Annotated in this window: 11 protein-coding genes; 3 read left to right on the forward strand and 8 right to left on the reverse strand. The window is 37.9% G+C overall.

Annotated features, from left to right (window positions below; genetic code table 11):
- Positions 1-2: 2 nt before the first annotated feature.
- Positions 3-1,331: a xylose isomerase gene (xylA, locus tag HME7025_RS10905; RefSeq protein ID WP_109323944.1), complete on the reverse strand. Its 1,329-nt coding sequence runs from the start codon at positions 1,329-1,331 to the stop codon at positions 3-5.
- A gap of 175 nt (positions 1,332-1,506) precedes the next feature.
- Between xylA and HME7025_RS10910 the strand changes: the two genes are divergently transcribed.
- Positions 1,507-3,864, forward strand: coding sequence for a M1 family metallopeptidase (locus HME7025_RS10910; RefSeq protein ID WP_109323948.1), 2,358 nt, complete (start codon positions 1,507-1,509; stop codon positions 3,862-3,864).
- A gap of 76 nt (positions 3,865-3,940) precedes the next feature.
- On the opposite strand, the gene HME7025_RS10915 is transcribed toward HME7025_RS10910, so the two are convergent.
- The 3 genes from HME7025_RS10915 to HME7025_RS10925 all read right to left on the reverse strand — a co-directional run bounded on the left by HME7025_RS10915 (position 3,941) and on the right by HME7025_RS10925 (position 6,888).
- Positions 3,941-4,771, reverse strand: coding sequence for a phytoene/squalene synthase family protein (locus HME7025_RS10915; protein WP_109323949.1), 831 nt, complete (start codon positions 4,769-4,771; stop codon positions 3,941-3,943).
- A 1-nt stretch (position 4,772) separates the two neighbouring features.
- Complete coding sequence (locus HME7025_RS10920) at positions 4,773-6,257, reverse strand: phytoene desaturase family protein (RefSeq protein ID WP_109323950.1); 1,485 nt, start codon at positions 6,255-6,257, stop codon at positions 4,773-4,775.
- A 127-nt stretch (positions 6,258-6,384) separates the two neighbouring features.
- On the reverse strand, positions 6,385-6,888 hold the full coding sequence (locus tag HME7025_RS10925; protein ID WP_109323951.1) for an RNA polymerase sigma factor: 504 nt from the start codon (positions 6,886-6,888) through the stop codon (positions 6,385-6,387).
- 194 nt (positions 6,889-7,082) lie between these two features.
- On the opposite strand from HME7025_RS10925, the gene HME7025_RS10930 reads away from it, so the two are divergent.
- Positions 7,083-9,416: a TonB-dependent receptor gene (locus tag HME7025_RS10930; protein WP_109323954.1), complete on the forward strand. Its 2,334-nt coding sequence runs from the start codon at positions 7,083-7,085 to the stop codon at positions 9,414-9,416.
- On the opposite strand, the gene HME7025_RS10935 is transcribed toward HME7025_RS10930, so the two are convergent.
- From HME7025_RS10935 to HME7025_RS10945, 3 genes are read right to left on the reverse strand one after another with little or no spacing between them, the layout of a single operon-like run.
- Positions 9,417-10,823, reverse strand: coding sequence for a murein hydrolase activator EnvC family protein (locus tag HME7025_RS10935; RefSeq protein ID WP_130925826.1), 1,407 nt, complete (start codon positions 10,821-10,823; stop codon positions 9,417-9,419).
- 11 nt (positions 10,824-10,834) lie between these two features.
- A complete protein-coding gene (locus HME7025_RS10940) occupies positions 10,835-11,680 on the reverse strand; it encodes a DUF4292 domain-containing protein (protein ID WP_109323957.1) in 846 nt (281 codons plus the stop codon).
- Positions 11,681-11,708: 28 nt separating this feature from the next.
- Complete coding sequence (locus HME7025_RS10945) at positions 11,709-13,427, reverse strand: tetratricopeptide repeat protein (protein ID WP_109323958.1); 1,719 nt, start codon at positions 13,425-13,427, stop codon at positions 11,709-11,711.
- A gap of 101 nt (positions 13,428-13,528) precedes the next feature.
- On the opposite strand from HME7025_RS10945, the gene HME7025_RS10950 reads away from it, so the two are divergent.
- Positions 13,529-14,644, forward strand: a complete 1,116-nt coding sequence (locus tag HME7025_RS10950) for an amidohydrolase family protein (RefSeq protein ID WP_193495321.1) — start codon at positions 13,529-13,531, stop codon at positions 14,642-14,644.
- Here HME7025_RS10950 and HME7025_RS10955 read toward each other — a convergent pair whose 3' ends face one another.
- The gene (locus HME7025_RS10955) at positions 14,645-15,727 is read right to left on the reverse strand and encodes a hypothetical protein (protein ID WP_154401967.1); all 1,083 of its coding nucleotides are present in this window, start codon (positions 15,725-15,727) and stop codon (positions 14,645-14,647) included. It lies immediately after the preceding gene.

Below are 15,727 nucleotides of genomic sequence, written 5' to 3' on the forward strand. Positions count from 1 at the left end.
TGTTAGACAAATCTGCCCAATAAATTTTCTAAATATTCTTGTTTACCTGATATCAATGCTGGCTCACCAATTTCAGTGGCAATTTGATATAAGTCTTCTAATTTCAATTTGCCTTGCTCGAATTCAGCACCTTTACCTGAATCAAAACTAGCATAACGCGCTGCTTTCAATCGATCCATTTCTCCATGAGTCAAAATCTTATCAGCAATCAATAAAGCACGAGCAATGGTATCCATGCCACCTACGTGAGCATAGAATAAATCAGCTGCATCCGTCGAATTTCTACGACGTTTTGCATCAAAGTTAATTCCTCCGCCAGCTAATCCACCTTGACGTAAAACAATAGCCATGGCTTCAGCCCATTCATAAATATCCGTAGGGAACTGATCCGTATCCCAACCATTTTGATAGTCGCCTCGATTTGCATCTAAAGAAGCTAACATACCATTATCAGAAGCCACTTGGCATTCATGGGCAAAAGTATGACCCGCTAAAGTAGCGTGGTTAACTTCTAGATTTAGGCCAAATTCTGACAATAAATCAAACTCTCTCAAGAATCCAATCACAGTTGCAGAATCATAATCGTATTGATGTTTTGTTGGCTCACATGGTTTTGGCTCAATAAAGAATTTACCAGTAAATCCATTTCTACGTGCATATTCCACACAGGTATGTAACATACGAGCAAAATGCTCACGCTCACGCTTCATGTCTGTATTTAATAAAGACATATATCCTTCTCTACCTCCCCAGAAAACATAACCACGACCACCTAATTTGATGGTAGCATCAATGGCTGATTTCAATTGTGCTCCAGCATGTGCCACTACTTCAAAATTGGGATTAGTAGATGCACCATTCATGTAGCGTTCATTGGAAAACAAATTGGCTGTTCCCCAAAGTAATTGCACACCACTTTCTGCTTGCTTCTTAGCAAAGATATCAGAGATAAATTCAACTCGACTAGTGAATTCTTTAGGATCAGTAGATTGATCAATAGCATCCACATCATGAAAGCAATAAAATGGAGCTCCCATTTTAGTAATAAATTCAAAAGCGGCATCAGCCTTATCAGCAGCACGTTGACGTGGATCAGATGCTACATCCCATGGATAATGATGTGTCCCAGGTCCAAACGGATCAGAACCGTCTCCACAGAATGAGTGCCAATAAGCAATAGCAAAACGAAGGTGCTCCTTCATGGTTTTACCCGCTACTATTCTATTTTCATCATAGTAACGAAATGCTAAAGGATTGTCCGAATCTGCTCCTTCAAATTTAATTTTTTCGATGCCTTTGAAATATTCTTTTTGGCCTATAATCACACTCATGGTTCAACAGTTTAATTTATATCTATAAGCTTCAAAACTACAAAATCTACCCAAGACTAAAATAGCTATCTGTCTTTTTTTTTAGTCTATCCTGCCTAATAATAAACGAAGGCTTTCGAATAGATGAATAAAGAGTAAAATCTTTTTTCTATTTTTGAAAAAAAAGAGCTCATCAATGACAAAAAAACTATTTTTCTTCCTCCTACTTGGACTTTTTGCTAGTCCCATTTTGGGTCAATCTCCCTCTGGAACTTACAATGCCAACAATCGATTCGAACAATTAGAATCTATTCTACCCACGCCAAATAGTTATCGTACTGCCAGTGGTTCACCTGGTAAAGATTATTGGCAACAACGTGCAGATTACGATATCAAAGTAGAATTAGACGATATCAATAGAAAAATCACAGGTTCTGAAACCATTACGTATTTCAACAATTCCCCTGATGAATTACCCTATTTATGGTTGCAATTAGACCAAAATCTATTTGAAAAAGGAGCAGCAGGAAGTACTACAAAAACGGGAGATATCAAAAATGGTATTTCAGCTTCTGCGTTTAAAGAGCTGACTGATCCCAAAAATTATGGCTATAAAATTACTGCCGTAAAAGATATTAAGGGAAATGCTTTGCGCTATACGATTAATCAAACCATGATGCGTATCGACTTACCTACTCCGGTTAAATCGGGTGCTAGCGTAAGTTTTGCTATTGATTGGAATTACCTAATTACTGAATATTACGGTCGTTCGGGATATGAGTTTTTTGCCAAAGATGGTAATGCCAATTATTTCATCGCTCACTGGTTCCCTAGAATGGCTGTATATAACGATGTTTACGGCTGGCAACACAAGCAGTTTTTAGGACAAGGTGAGTTTACATTAAACTTTGGAAACTATAAAGTAGCTATCACAGCACCTAATGATATGGTCGTAGGTGCAGGTGGAGAATTATTAAATCCTAACCAAGTGATGACAGCGACCCAATTAAAACGTTGGGATAAGGCTAAAACAGCCACTCGTCCGGTTGAAATTGTCAATCAAGAAGAAGCTGAAGCTGCCGAAAAAGGAAAACCAACGGGTAAGAAAACTTGGATTTACAAGGCAGACAATGTACGTGATTTTGCATTCACGGCTTCACGTAAATTCATTTGGGACGCTATGCAAGTGGATGTAGAAGGTAAAAAGGTTTGGGCGATGTCCTATTATTCTAAAGAGGGAAATCCACTTTGGGGTAAATATTCTACGATGGTAGTGGCACATACTTTGCGATCGTATTCTAAGAGAACCGTTGCATATCCATATCCGGTAGCTATTTCATGTCATGCTACTTTAGGCGGCGGCATGGAATACCCAATGATCTCCTTCAATGGCGGTCGTCCTGAAACCGATGGTACTTATTCAGAAAATGTAAAGAATGGTATGATTGGGGTTATTATTCACGAAGTTGGGCATAATTTCTTCCCAATGATCATCAATTCAGATGAGAGACAATGGTCATGGATGGATGAGGGTTTAAATACGTTCTGCCAATATTTAGCTGAACAGGAATGGGATCGTAATTTCCCAGCCAGAAGAGGAGAAGCACAAAGCATTGTTCCTTACATGCGTTTGGATTCCAAAAACCAGGTACCTGTCATGGCGAACTCTGAAAACATCATGGATTTTGGAAACAATGCCTACGCTAAACCTGCTGCAGCTTTGAACATATTGCGCGAAACGGTGATGGGTCGTGAATTGTTTGATTATGCCTTCAAAGAATATGCACGTCGCTGGGCATTCAAACAACCTTATCCAGCTGATTTCTTCCGTACCTTGGAAGATGCTTCTGGAGTTGATTTGGATTGGTTCTGGAGAGGTTGGTTCTATGGAACAGAGCCAGTAAATCAATCGATTGAAACGGTGGATTGGTATGGCATCGATAACCAAGACCCTATAGCCAAAAAAGCGAAAGACAAAGCAGATTTTACGGCTAAAAGAGAGACTATTTCGAATATCCGCAATAAAACAGATATCAAAGAAACGGTAGTAGAAAAAGAACCTGACATGAAGGACTTTTACAACAGCTATGACCGTTTTGCTACTTCGGATGCAGAAAAGAAAAAATACCAAGATTACTTAGCTTCTTTATCCGATGATGAGCGCAAATTGGTAGCTGAAGGAAAGAATTTCTACGTCGTTAATTTCAAAAATAAAGGAGGTTTACCGATGCCAGTTATCGTTAAATTAACCTTTGAAGATGGAACAGAAGAAGTTCTTCGTTTCCCAGCAGAAATCTGGCGTTTGAATGATGTACAAGCGAAGAAAATCATCCCTACAAGTAAAAAAGTGGCGAAATGGACACTTGATCCTTACTATGAAATCGCGGATATTGATACAGATGATAATGCATTCCCACGTGAACCTGTTCAACCTACACGAGTTCAGCTATTCAAAGCTCAGCCAAGAAGCTATGGTGCTGGTCAAGCTAACCCGATGCAAGAGGCACAAAATGCCAAAAAAGCAGCTGGAGCAGTTACAGGGTCTAAAAACTAATTTCCCCTGTGGATCAATAAAAAATGTCAACCTCTCGGGGTTGACATTTTTGTTAATAAGCAATTCTCCTTGAGATTTAAACTAAGCCACATTTCATTTTAATAAATATCCACAACTTCTCTCGATCAGGAACACGAACACGTTCTGCCTTGATTTGTTCAAGAGGTGCCAGTTTAATTCTTTCGAATAATTTGGTATAATATAAATAAGCTAAAAGAACCCCTTTTCTCGCTTCCATAGGAAGTCGATTTATTCCTCTCAAACCCGCATCAAAATCCAATTGAATATCGGCCTCTATCTCTTTTTTATCTTTTTCCATCATGTTCAAATAATCGATTCCTGGGAAATACACCCTTCCTCGCTCATCAAAATCAGACTTAATATCACGTAAAAAATTGATTTTTTGAAAGGCTGATCCTAAGGCACATGCATCCGACTTCAAGGCATTGTATTGAGATTTATCTCCTTGACAAAAAACATGTAAACACATCAATCCTACCACTTCCGCTGAACCATATATATACCGTTTATAGCCTGCTTCATCATAGTGAGTTTCAAACAAATCAAGCTCCATGGAATACAAAAAGGCATCCACTAACTCTTGCTCCATTTCAAATTCATGATAAACACGTTGGAATGATTCCAAAATTGGATTTAAACTGATTTTTTCCTCTAAAGCCCAATAAGTATCCTGTTTAAATCTATCAAATAGAACCTTTTTATCGTGCTGATGAAACGTATCGACAATTTCATCCGCCAAACGAACGAATCCATAAATCGCATATATTGGATCATGAAACCGACTAGACAAGGTCTTAATTCCAGATGAAAAAGAAGTAGAATAGGCATTGGTCAGCAATTTGGAACATGCCAAAGAAACGCGCTGATATAAATCTATTTGGGTCATGCTATTTTCTTAGGGATTTATCTACTTCATTGGCAACCACCAATCCTGAAATTAAGGATGGAGGTACTCCTGGACCAGGTACAGTCAACTGGCCTGTATAATATAAATTATCTAGTTTTTTATTTTTCAAACTAGGCTTTAAAATAGCAGTTTGGAATAAAGTATTGGCTAATCCATAGGCATTCCCTTTAAATGCATGGTAATCCGACATAAAATCTTGATGGGCATAAGAGCGCTTATACACAATAGAATCCCGAATATTTTCGCCACAATAAGCTTCCAAACGATCCATTAACTGATGAAAATACTTCTCTCTTTGAACATCGGTATCTTCTAAATCAGGTGCCACAGGTATCAACAAAAATACATTTTCACAGCCTTCTGGCGCGACAGATGGGTCTGTTACAGATGGTGCGCTAGCATAAAACAAGGGGTCTGAAGGCCAAGAAGGATCGGTATAAATTTCATGTGAATGAACTGAAAAATCTCGGTCAAAAAATAAGTTATGATGTTTTAGCTTAGGCAAACGCTTAGATATCCCTAAATAAAACAACAAAGAGGAAGGGGCCATGACACGTTTATCCCAATACTCCTCGGAATAATTTCTAAAGTCATCTCCCAATAATTTCTCAACCCAATGGTAATCCGCGCTAGCAACTACCATATCCGCCTCAATTAATCCTTTTGCAGTCTTGACTGCCCGAACATGTTTATTGACAATCTCAAAACCTGTCACCTCGGTGTTATAGGTAAACTTCACATGCTTTTCTTCGGCCAAGGCCACCATGCCATTCACAATTTGATGCATCCCTCCCATGGGATACCATGTTCCCATGGTTATTTCAGCAAAATTCATCAGGCTATACATAGCAGGTGTATTTTGCGAAATAGCTCCCAAAAATAGAATTGGGAATTCCATTAATTTTAACAGGGTACTCGACTTAAAAAACTTACGAATATGCTTGTAAAAAGAAGAAAAGACATCCATTCTTATGGCATCAATCAACAATTTTACACTTAAAAACTCCGTGATTTTAACAGAAGGACGCCAAACAAAATCCTGAATACCTACGCGGTATTTATAAGCTGCTTGTTTTAAAAACTTATCCAATTGACTAGAAGCGCCTTCCTCATAAGATTCAAATAGCGTTTTAATTCCCTCCAAATCTGCAGGAATATCAATGACTTCTGATTCTGATAATATGACGGAATAGGATGGATCTAAACGTTTCAGCTCATAATAATCAGAAGGTTTTTTACCAAATTTTCCGAAATAGGTTTCAAAAACATCTGGCATCCAGTACCAGCTTGGCCCCATATCAAAAACAAATCCCCCTTCTCTGAAAACGCGAGCTCTACCACCAGGTTCCGCATTTTTTTCCAACACATGAACATCATATCCCTTTTCGGCTAATACAGTAGCTGCAGAAATTCCTGAAAATCCAGCACCTATAACAATCACCTTTTTCTTTTTCATTCTATCCATTGATTCGAACCTAAACAAATATAACCATCTTTTGAAAGAGCTTAGCAGACTAAAAGAAAAAGCCAGACAAAATCTGACTTTTTACTTGTTTCTTCTGTTAACCAAAAAACTAATCAATTCTGAAATTTTAAGCGTACATGTGTAATTTTTTCTTTAACTCTTTACGAGCAATGTGAATTCGGTTTTTCACAGTTCCAATGGGTAGATCCAATTCTTCTGAAATCTCGTGGTACTTAAATCCACGAAAATACATCAGGAAAGGTAATCGATACATTTCGTCTGTTTGGTCTAAAGCTTTTTCCAAATCTTCTCGAACAAACTCGCTCAATGCACCATTGAATTGTAAAGATTCTTGTGAGTTGATGAAGTGTAAATTATCAGTGGTGTCGATAAATGTATTTCTACGAACCATACGCTGATATTGCGTGATGAACGTGTTTTTCATGATGGTAAACAACCAAGCTTTTAAATTGGTCCCTTCTGCATACTTTTCACGATTGGAATATGCCTTCACTAAAGTATCCTGAACTAAATCATTGGCATCATCCATGTCTTTTGTTAAACGTAATGCAAAGGGTTTCAAAAACTTAGAAAAGCTTCCAACCTGATACGTAAATTCAAGAGCTGTCATATATGATTGTTATTTTGTTTAACAAATTTATAAAAAGATTAAACAAAACAAATTATTATTAAAAAAAATTATCGCTGCAACACTCGAAGTGGTCGTCCGAAAAAGCTCAATCATCGGTTATCTGTTGATACAATTGGGCAAAAAAATAAATTGAGTGTATATTTAAATCCCCATCTGAAATAGATGGCATTCGCATGAAATTAAAATCCCAGATATTATTTTTCTTCCTGCTGCTACTTTTTCACGAATCCTATTCGCAGAAAAACTGCTTTTGTACTCTGCAAGGAAAAGTATCCTCGAAAGAAAACCGCGAAAAAATCAAAGGTGCATACGTCTATCTCAAAGGCACCAATTTTGCAGTGCAAACAGACTCACTTGGCTTTTTCTCTCTCAAAAAAATATGCCCAGGCTCTTACACCTTAGTATGTGAGATGAGCAGTTATGACCCCGTAGAAATCAAGGTTAACCTCAGCAATCAACACGAAGAAAACATCGCTCTGCACGTACATGATGAACATTTGCAAGAAGTTGTAGTCAGCGGCAAAAGAAATGAAACCAGCGCTCAGATGCGTGGTTCCCTAAGTGCCGAAGAAAGAAAAGAAAGAGATGGCTTGAACCTAGGTGAAATGTTAAAAGGTATTTCTGGAGTTCAGAGTTTACAAACAGGCAGTACCATTTCCAAACCTGTCATCCATGGCATGCACTCAAGTCGAGTAATCATCCTAAATCAAGGTGTACGCCAAGAGGGACAAAACTGGGGAAGTGAACACGCTCCCGAAGTAGATCCATTTGTTAGCAAAAATATTCAAGTCATCAAAGGGCCTGCAGGATTGCGCTATGGGGGTGATGCTATCGGAGGTATTGTCATGCTAGAGCCAAATGCACTCCCAGACACCAATGGAATAAAAGGAGAACTACAAAGTATATACTTTACTAATGGACGTCAATGGGTAGGCTCAGGAAGTGTAGAAGGTGGATTTAAAGGGGGCAAAGGTTGGGGATGGCGAGTTCAAGGAACCATAAAAAATGGTGGAAATATTCATTCAGCCAACTATTATTTAGCCAACACGGGAGTTCAAGAACAAAATTTTTCAACACAAATTGGATACAAATCTCGTCAATTCGGAGCCGATTTATTCTACAGCAGATTCCATACAGTTATAGGTATATTTTTGGGTTCACATATTGGAAATGTAAATGATTTAGAAAGATCCATCGCCTTATCAAGGCCATTAGAACAATTCACCCCCAATGAATTTATTCGAGATATTGATCGCCCTAACCAGGATGTAAATCATGATATGTTGAAATTTAAGAGTTTTTATCAAGTTTCATCGCAGTATAACTTACGACTGACTTTAGCACACCAAACGGATGAACGTTTAGAATTGGATGTATTGCGAGCTGGTAAAAACATCAACACGTTAAGTTTTCAATTAAGTACATGGAATGGCGAACTCTTATTAGACGGAGCTAACTCCAGTCAATTATGGAAGGGCCAATTTGGTTTAACTTTCTCCCTTCAAGATAATATCACGTCAGGAAATCGCGTAAATTCTCCCACGTTAGTAACGAGCTTATTGCCTAATTATGAACAAAATAATGTCGGATTATTCGCCATTGAAAGAATGGTCAAAGAAAAATGGGAATTGGAATTAGGCCTTCGTTTGGACCAAAAACAAATCATTACGCACCGTCCTATTAAAAACTATTCCTTCATCATTGATCGAGACGAAAAAAGTTTCACTGGTGTATCAGGAAGTGCTGGCCTAAAATACCATTGGTTAGATAATCTAGAAAGTCACTTTATTCTAGCCAGAGCATTTAGGGCGCCTGGAGCCAATGAATTATTTTCGAATGGGGTACACCATGGTGCCGCTGCTTATGAAATTGGACAACCCAACTTGAAAGGAGAAACAGCCACCAACATCAGTCTAAATACCCAATATAATGTAGACAAATGGGATATTGAATTAGGTTTGTACAGCAATCATATACAGGATTTCATCTATTTACGTCCTATGGTCAATGATGGCCAAGCTGTTTATATTGTAACACTCCGGGGTATTTTTCCAGGATTTACGTATGAACAAATCAATGCTCGATTCAATGGATTGGATGGTCAAATATCCTACCACATCAATCCTAAAATTTCCTTACAGCAAAAAACAAGTATCGTTAGAGCATTCAATACAAAAAACATGGAATATATGGTCAATATTCCTGCCGATCGATTTGAATATTTAATCCGATACCAATTCAATCATAATAAACAATATGTCAGTGCCGGTGTCACTCAGGTTTCCCGCCAAAGTCGTGTTGAGCCAGGTTCTGACTATGCCGTTCCTCCGGCAGGATATCAATTAGTCCAACTAAATTGGGGCTATCAATTCAAAAATTTAGATGTAGGAATCAGGATTACCAACGCCTTGAATGAATCTTACCGAGACTACTTGAATAGATTTAGGTATTATACGGACGATCAAGGACGTAATATCCAATTGCGAGTAGCCTATAAATTCAGTTAATTATCTTCTTAACCATTGCTCCGGATTCTGGCGAATGGTGTTTTTCCAAACTTGAAAATTTATTTCAGCAGTACCATCATCATCTGATGCCACGCTTCCAATACGTTGCCCAGTCCGAACTCGCTGTCCTGTTGATACAGAAACATTATCCAACTTACTGTATACAGTAAAATAATCTCCATGTTGAATGGCAACTACCATATTAATACCTGGAATATTCACTACAGATTGAACAATACCTTCATATACCGAATGTACAGGAGAACCAGGTGCTGTTTGAATATCAATCCCATTGTTATTAATCATCACACCTTTTAATATGGGATGCTTATGAACCCCAAAGTGATCAGAAATAAAACCTGAAGGAACCGGGAAAGGCATTCTACCACGTAAAGCTCCAAATGAACTAGCCAATTTAGCCTCCTCCGCATTCATGTAATAAATATTCTTTTCCAATGGCTCTGCTTTAGCCTCTTCTACTTTCTCTGCCACCTTTGCTTTAGCTACCTCTTTTTTATCTTCAGCCGCTTCAATTCTTGTATCAGATTTTGCATCATCCTTACTCGATTTTTCACTAAACTTAGGCAATGTTCCATCGCCTTTTAAAGTAGGTAAGGCAGGTTTATTAACTTCCAATTTCCGAGCTTGTTGAGCTAAACGTAAACGTCGCTCTCTTTCCTGACTTTTTTGAATCTCTCTAGCCACAATTCCCGCAATCAAATTATCCAGTTTACGAATCGCCAGTTTTTTCCGCTCCAATTCGATGCGCAATTTCTTTTCTTGCTGAGTCAAGACCGTGACTACTTTGTCCTCTTTGGTTTTCAGTACTTCTAGGTTCTTCTTCTCCTTTTCCTTCTCTACCAATACCTTTTTTTCTTCTGTTTTCTTAAAAATCACTTGCTGTTCTTTGGACATCAAATCCTGACGGGTTTGAAATATCTTATGAGCCTGAGCTTTTCGGTTATTGGTAAACTGCCTCAAATAGTCGAAACGACGAGTAAATTCTCCTAAATTAGAAGAGAGTAACAAAAAACTGAGTTTATTATAAACGGTTGAGGTCTTTTGAGCTTCAAATAACATTTGAGCATACATCCGTTTCAGCTTTTTCAATTTGGCAGCCAAGATGTCGCTTTCCTGACGGAGTTTATTGGCTTCTTGAGCTAGTAATTTTTGGTTTTCACTTAATATGCCAATTTGCTTTTTCTGAACCCCAATCTGCTCCTTCAATACATTTAATTTACCTAAGGAAACCTTCTTCTTTTTAGATGTTCGGGAAATGATGCTGTTTAACTCTTTAATCTTAGCTAAATTTTCCTTCTTTTGACGCTCCAATTGCTCCCGCTTATCCACTTGTGCATCCAGGGAAAAAGCAAACAATAAACAGAATATAAAAACAATATATTTCAAGGTATTAGGATTTATTTGTTCAGGTATTTAGCTGGAACTTTAAAGGGGAATTCCAAAGGAGTTTCCAATAATTCTACTTTAGAATACTTAATACTAATGAGTGTTTTAACCAATTTATTGTCCTTGTCTTTTACATCCAAGGTAATTTGACTTGAAAAAGGGAATAAAAACTGATTAATCGCTGCAAAATCTTCGTAATCTAGTGTTAGTTTGTTTTCAGTCGGTCCGTCATTGACAAGTAATTTCTTCAGCTTTCTATTCGGTCCTACGTAATTGTCAATTTGAATTCGGCCTTCATCTTGCTTGAGAATATAATTTTCATTTTCTCGAATGACGCGAGAATGATTCTTCTTAAATGGCTGATTACCAACAATCAATGATTGCAATATCTCATAGGTAATCTTAAAGCCCATTTTAGCACTTAGGCTATCGTATGTCAAATTAAAATACTCATTATTAATTTTATGAAAAAACTGAACTCGTTCCTTCGTAAAAAGACCTGTGGCACCCGTAATCATAGAAACAGAGATATTCATCCAGATTAAACTGTCTTTCTTCATCCGAATATCTACTGTATATGTATCTGAGTTAGAATTAGTCTTCCAAAGTACTTTTGATTTAGCCTTTAAATAATTAAAATTCAAATCTTCTGTGGCTACTTTAGGCTCCTCTTCTACAGGCTGCACTTGTACGATATCTGGCTTTTTTTCTACTAACAAAGTAGTGTCTTTTACCACAATCGTATCACTAACTACAACTGCCTCAACAGGAGGAATCCCCACCTTTTTTCCACATGATTGGAATAGGATGACGAGTAAAATGAATAACAGATTCTTCCCTTGACTAAAATTTGGCATGCATTTATTTTTACGGCACAAAATTATCTCAATTTTCGATAATTTGCCTCTTCTCAATCTTTTTAAATAAATTAGGACTAGCTCCTTCTAAGCTTTTTGCTTTTTCCCAAGCCTTCACAGCTTCTTCTGATTTCCCAAGGCGAAACAAAATATCTCCATAATGTTCCCACACAGTAGAACTATTTTGCTTTTCATCCTTCAAGGCTAATTCCAAATATTGTAAAGCTTTAGTATAGTCCTTTTGTTGATATAAAACCCAGGCATAAGTATCCAAATAAGTCCCATTTTTGGGGAATTTATCGGTCAACATTTTAGCCATTTTTGAAGCCTTATCTAGTTTTTCTTTTCTTAACGATAAATAGTAGCTGTAATTATTTAGTACATGCTCTTCTTCAGGGCTTTTAGTTAATACCTTTTCGAAACTCATATCCGAATCTCGATAATTCCCCAAAGCGTGGTAAGCGTCTCCCATCAAAGCGAATAATTGAACATACCAAGAATCCTTCTCTTGAACATAGGGATTGGCCGACTCAAATGAAGCTAATGCCTCCTTGCTTTTACCTTGCATGTATTGAGCAAATCCCATTTGAAACCATAAAAAACCTTGATTGGGATACGCTTCTAAAGCCTCATGGGCATGAACAATCACACTGTCCAAGGCATTCATTTCAAAATCTAATTGAATTATTCTGGTCCAAACCTCAAACTTCCCTCCCCCATTTCTAGCTGCTTTTAAATAGGCCTTTTGCCCCTCTTGAAACTTGGATACACTCATCCACAAATCACCCTGCATGGCTACAAAACGAGGTTCTTTAGGGAATGCCGCCACCGCTTTTTGTAGAAAAGCATAGGCTTTATCCCAATCCCCTTGACCCGACATTAACTCAAATGTTTGTAAGCTAACTTGACTGAACAATTCAATGTGCATATCTGAATCAGCCAAACAACGCTCTAAAAAGGATAGCGACTCGCTAAAATTCTTTTCATGAACACGAACATTCGCATTCAATAAAGCCACTTGCCCGTCGTTAGGAAAATCAGCCGACAATTGTTCCAAAGCAGATTTTGCCCCTTTCCATGTACTTAAATGCCACCAATATTCCATTTGCTCCCATGCAAACAACGGCTCTTCAGGATTATTCGCAACAAAATTCACCCCTTCCTGGATGGCCTCTTCCCACTGCTCGTTCTTTAAATAAATGTATTGTTTCGTCCGAATGATCTCAGGAAAATCCCCTATCCAAGGTTCTGCTGATTTCAATGCCTTTAAGGCTTCATCCCCTTGGTTATTCCAAAGATAAGCTTGAGCTAATCGCAGATTCACATCAGGTTGCATGGAATCATATTGAATCAATTTCAAAAAACAAGCAATGGCTTCCTTCGATTTACGTTCTTGCAAAAGCAGATCACCATACAGCAAACCATAATCCAAAGAATAAGGGGAAAGCTCATTCGCCTTTTGAGCGTACTTAAGAGCATTAATGGTCTTGCCTTGTGCTAAATAAGACTTAGCTAAATAAAATGAAATAGATGCTTCCTGAGGCATTTCCGCTAACAATTGCTCCCATACTAAGATAGCTTCATCATAATCCTCCTTCAAATAATGGCGCATGCCTTCAGCCATCCATTCTTCTGCACGAGCAGGAGAAAAAGCGGAGCTTTCTTTCTTGACTTTTTTCCCATTATCCTGAGCGAACAGAGTATTGGAAAGCAAGCATACAAATAGTAATAGATAGAGGTATTTCATAAAAGTTCGAATATACCGAAATACACTGAATCCTTTTCAAAATTTCCTATGAAATGCGCTGTATTTGAGCAGAATTGAATAGATTCGTTAAAATAATTCAAATGATGAAACACCTATTGTTCTGCGCATTACTAATAAGTAGCCCTTTATTCGCACAAGAAAAGACCATGAGTTTTGAAGAATATGATCCCGTTTCAACGTTAAAAGTACCAGAACATCAGATTAAACAAGCCAAATATCCCTTCATTGATATCCATAATCACCAATTCAATATGCCGAATCAAGACTTGGCCTATTTATTGAAGCAAATGGATAGCCTTAACATGAAGGTCATGGTTAACCTCAGTGGCAAAGGCTCTCAAAGAGGAGCTGATATAGCAGCAGGAACGGCCTATTTAGCAGAGTCTGCTCGTGCAGGCCGCGAAAAAACGAATAATCGGGTGGTCGTATTTACCAATTTAAGTTTCGCCAATATTGATAGTCCAGACTGGACAGCTAAAACAGTAGCCGCCCTAGAAGCCGAAGTGAAAGCTGGAGCTTTGGGTTTAAAGATTTACAAAGACCTGGGCTTAGAGGTTAAAGATTCAAAAGGTAACAGATTAGCCACCAACGACCCTCGATTAGATCCTGTTTGGGCAAAATGTGGAGAATTAAATATCCCCGTTTTAATTCATACAGGAGAGCCTATCTCCTTCTTTGATGTACATGATAAAACCAACGAACGCTGGTTAGAATTAAAACAATTCCCGGGAAGAGCAAGGCCTTCTTCTAAATATCCCTCTTGGCAAGTGGTGATGGATGAATTAACAGATATCATCCGCAAACACCCTAAAACCAAATTCATTGCCGCTCACTTAGCTTGGCGAGGCAATGATTTAGCTGAATTGGGCCGTTTATTAGATACCTATCCCAATATGTATACTGAAATAGGTGCTGTTATTCATGAGCTGGGAAGACAGCCAAAAAATGCCCGTAAATTCATGATTCAATATCAAGACCGCGTTTTATTCGGAAAAGATATTTGGGCTACTTCAGAGTATTACACGTATTTCAGATTACTAGAAACGGATGATGAATATTTTCCATACTACCGTAAAAGACATGCATTTTGGCGCATTTATGGATTAGCATTACCCGACGAGGTATTGAAAAAGGTATATTATAAAAATGCGTTGAACTTACTTCCTAAACTAGATAAAAGCCAGTTTCCTAAATAACTAAGGTAATTTCTCAAGCACTTGATTGAATTCATTTAACCAAATTTGGGCACCTCGTAAGTTCCAATGTGAGTCTGACTGATAAAAATTAAGCGCAGCATTTTGTTTCAAAGCCGAACTAGGGTCAATGATCTTGACTCTCAATTTCGGGTGTTTTCGAATTTTCTCCAGCGCTAAATTGGTAGATCCCACTTCAGTTTCTAATACAGCAACGGGATTTGGAATCAAAGAGAATAGGACTTGATCATATCCATGCGACAGATAATAGGTTTCCATTTCCTGAAGATGACGAACCATTAAATTGACTTCGTCCTTCCCGATAGGCCTAAAAGAAGAACCTCTTTTTTGAACATTGATCGTTTCTTCCAAATAAAGAAATTGACCATCTTGTGAAACTTGGACATCAGGATTAGTCCTTCCCAAAACTTTCCATGTAAAATCCGCTTTAAGTTCTTTAATCCTTCCTAACAAACCCATACTAAATAGCACAAAATCTAAATTAGACTCCAAGGTAGGATGATAAATGGCACTTTTAACTCCCGAATCAAATCGGTCTAATTGATTCAATAAGATTTCCTTGGTCGACTTATCCTTTTCTTTTTCCTCCTTGGCTGCTTGGAAATCTAATCGCCGTCTGGCATCCGACAAATTCATTCGGTCCCACATATTTCTTTCTACACATTCTATTAGCAATACTTTTTTCCTGCTGGAATTAGTTGATATTAGGTGCTGTAGACTATCTGACCAACGAAACATCTGTACAGAATTTACTCGACTATAATAGGCGGGATTAATCTGAAAGGAACCATATAAATAACTGTCTCCCAAAATGGTTAGATCATAATCATGGGAGAGAATTTTAGATGGTGAAGGAAGTGCCAATAAATGAGTATCCTTGACAATCCGAAAATCAGACAAATAAGAGATTCCATATAAATCCCCGAAACGATATTTATCTGCCCCCCATGCATCATTTCTCGCATAGCGGACTTGGGTAATCCAATGCATTCCCTTTTCTGAACTACTGATAGCCAGTATAGCGAAAAAGAAAAGAAAGATGAAAAGAGCTATTATTCGACGCAT

This window comes from Aquirufa nivalisilvae (assembly GCF_003143535.1).
Taxonomy (GTDB): domain Bacteria; phylum Bacteroidota; class Bacteroidia; order Cytophagales; family Spirosomataceae; genus Aquirufa; species Aquirufa nivalisilvae.

What these genes read in the sequence shown, in the direction of transcription:
- HME7025_RS10950 (WP_193495321.1), top strand. Translation starts at nt 13,529, where the DNA reads ATGATGAAACACCTATTGTTCTGCGCATTACTAATAAGTAGCCCTTTA.
- HME7025_RS10945 (WP_109323958.1), bottom strand. Translation starts at nt 13,427, where the DNA reads ATGAAATACCTCTATCTATTACTATTTGTATGCTTGCTTTCCAATACT.
- HME7025_RS10925 (WP_109323951.1), bottom strand. Translation starts at nt 6,888, where the DNA reads ATGACAGCTCTTGAATTTACGTATCAGGTTGGAAGCTTTTCTAAGTTT.
- xylA (WP_109323944.1), bottom strand. Translation starts at nt 1,331, where the DNA reads ATGAGTGTGATTATAGGCCAAAAAGAATATTTCAAAGGCATCGAAAAA.
- HME7025_RS10955 (WP_154401967.1), bottom strand. Translation starts at nt 15,727, where the DNA reads ATGCGTCGAATAATAGCTCTTTTCATCTTTCTTTTCTTTTTCGCTATA.
- HME7025_RS10910 (WP_109323948.1), top strand. Translation starts at nt 1,507, where the DNA reads ATGACAAAAAAACTATTTTTCTTCCTCCTACTTGGACTTTTTGCTAGT.
- HME7025_RS10940 (WP_109323957.1), bottom strand. Translation starts at nt 11,680, where the DNA reads ATGCCAAATTTTAGTCAAGGGAAGAATCTGTTATTCATTTTACTCGTC.
- HME7025_RS10920 (WP_109323950.1), bottom strand. Translation starts at nt 6,257, where the DNA reads ATGGATAGAATGAAAAAGAAAAAGGTGATTGTTATAGGTGCTGGATTT.
- HME7025_RS10930 (WP_109323954.1), top strand. Translation starts at nt 7,083, where the DNA reads ATGAAATTAAAATCCCAGATATTATTTTTCTTCCTGCTGCTACTTTTT.
- HME7025_RS10915 (WP_109323949.1), bottom strand. Translation starts at nt 4,771, where the DNA reads ATGACCCAAATAGATTTATATCAGCGCGTTTCTTTGGCATGTTCCAAA.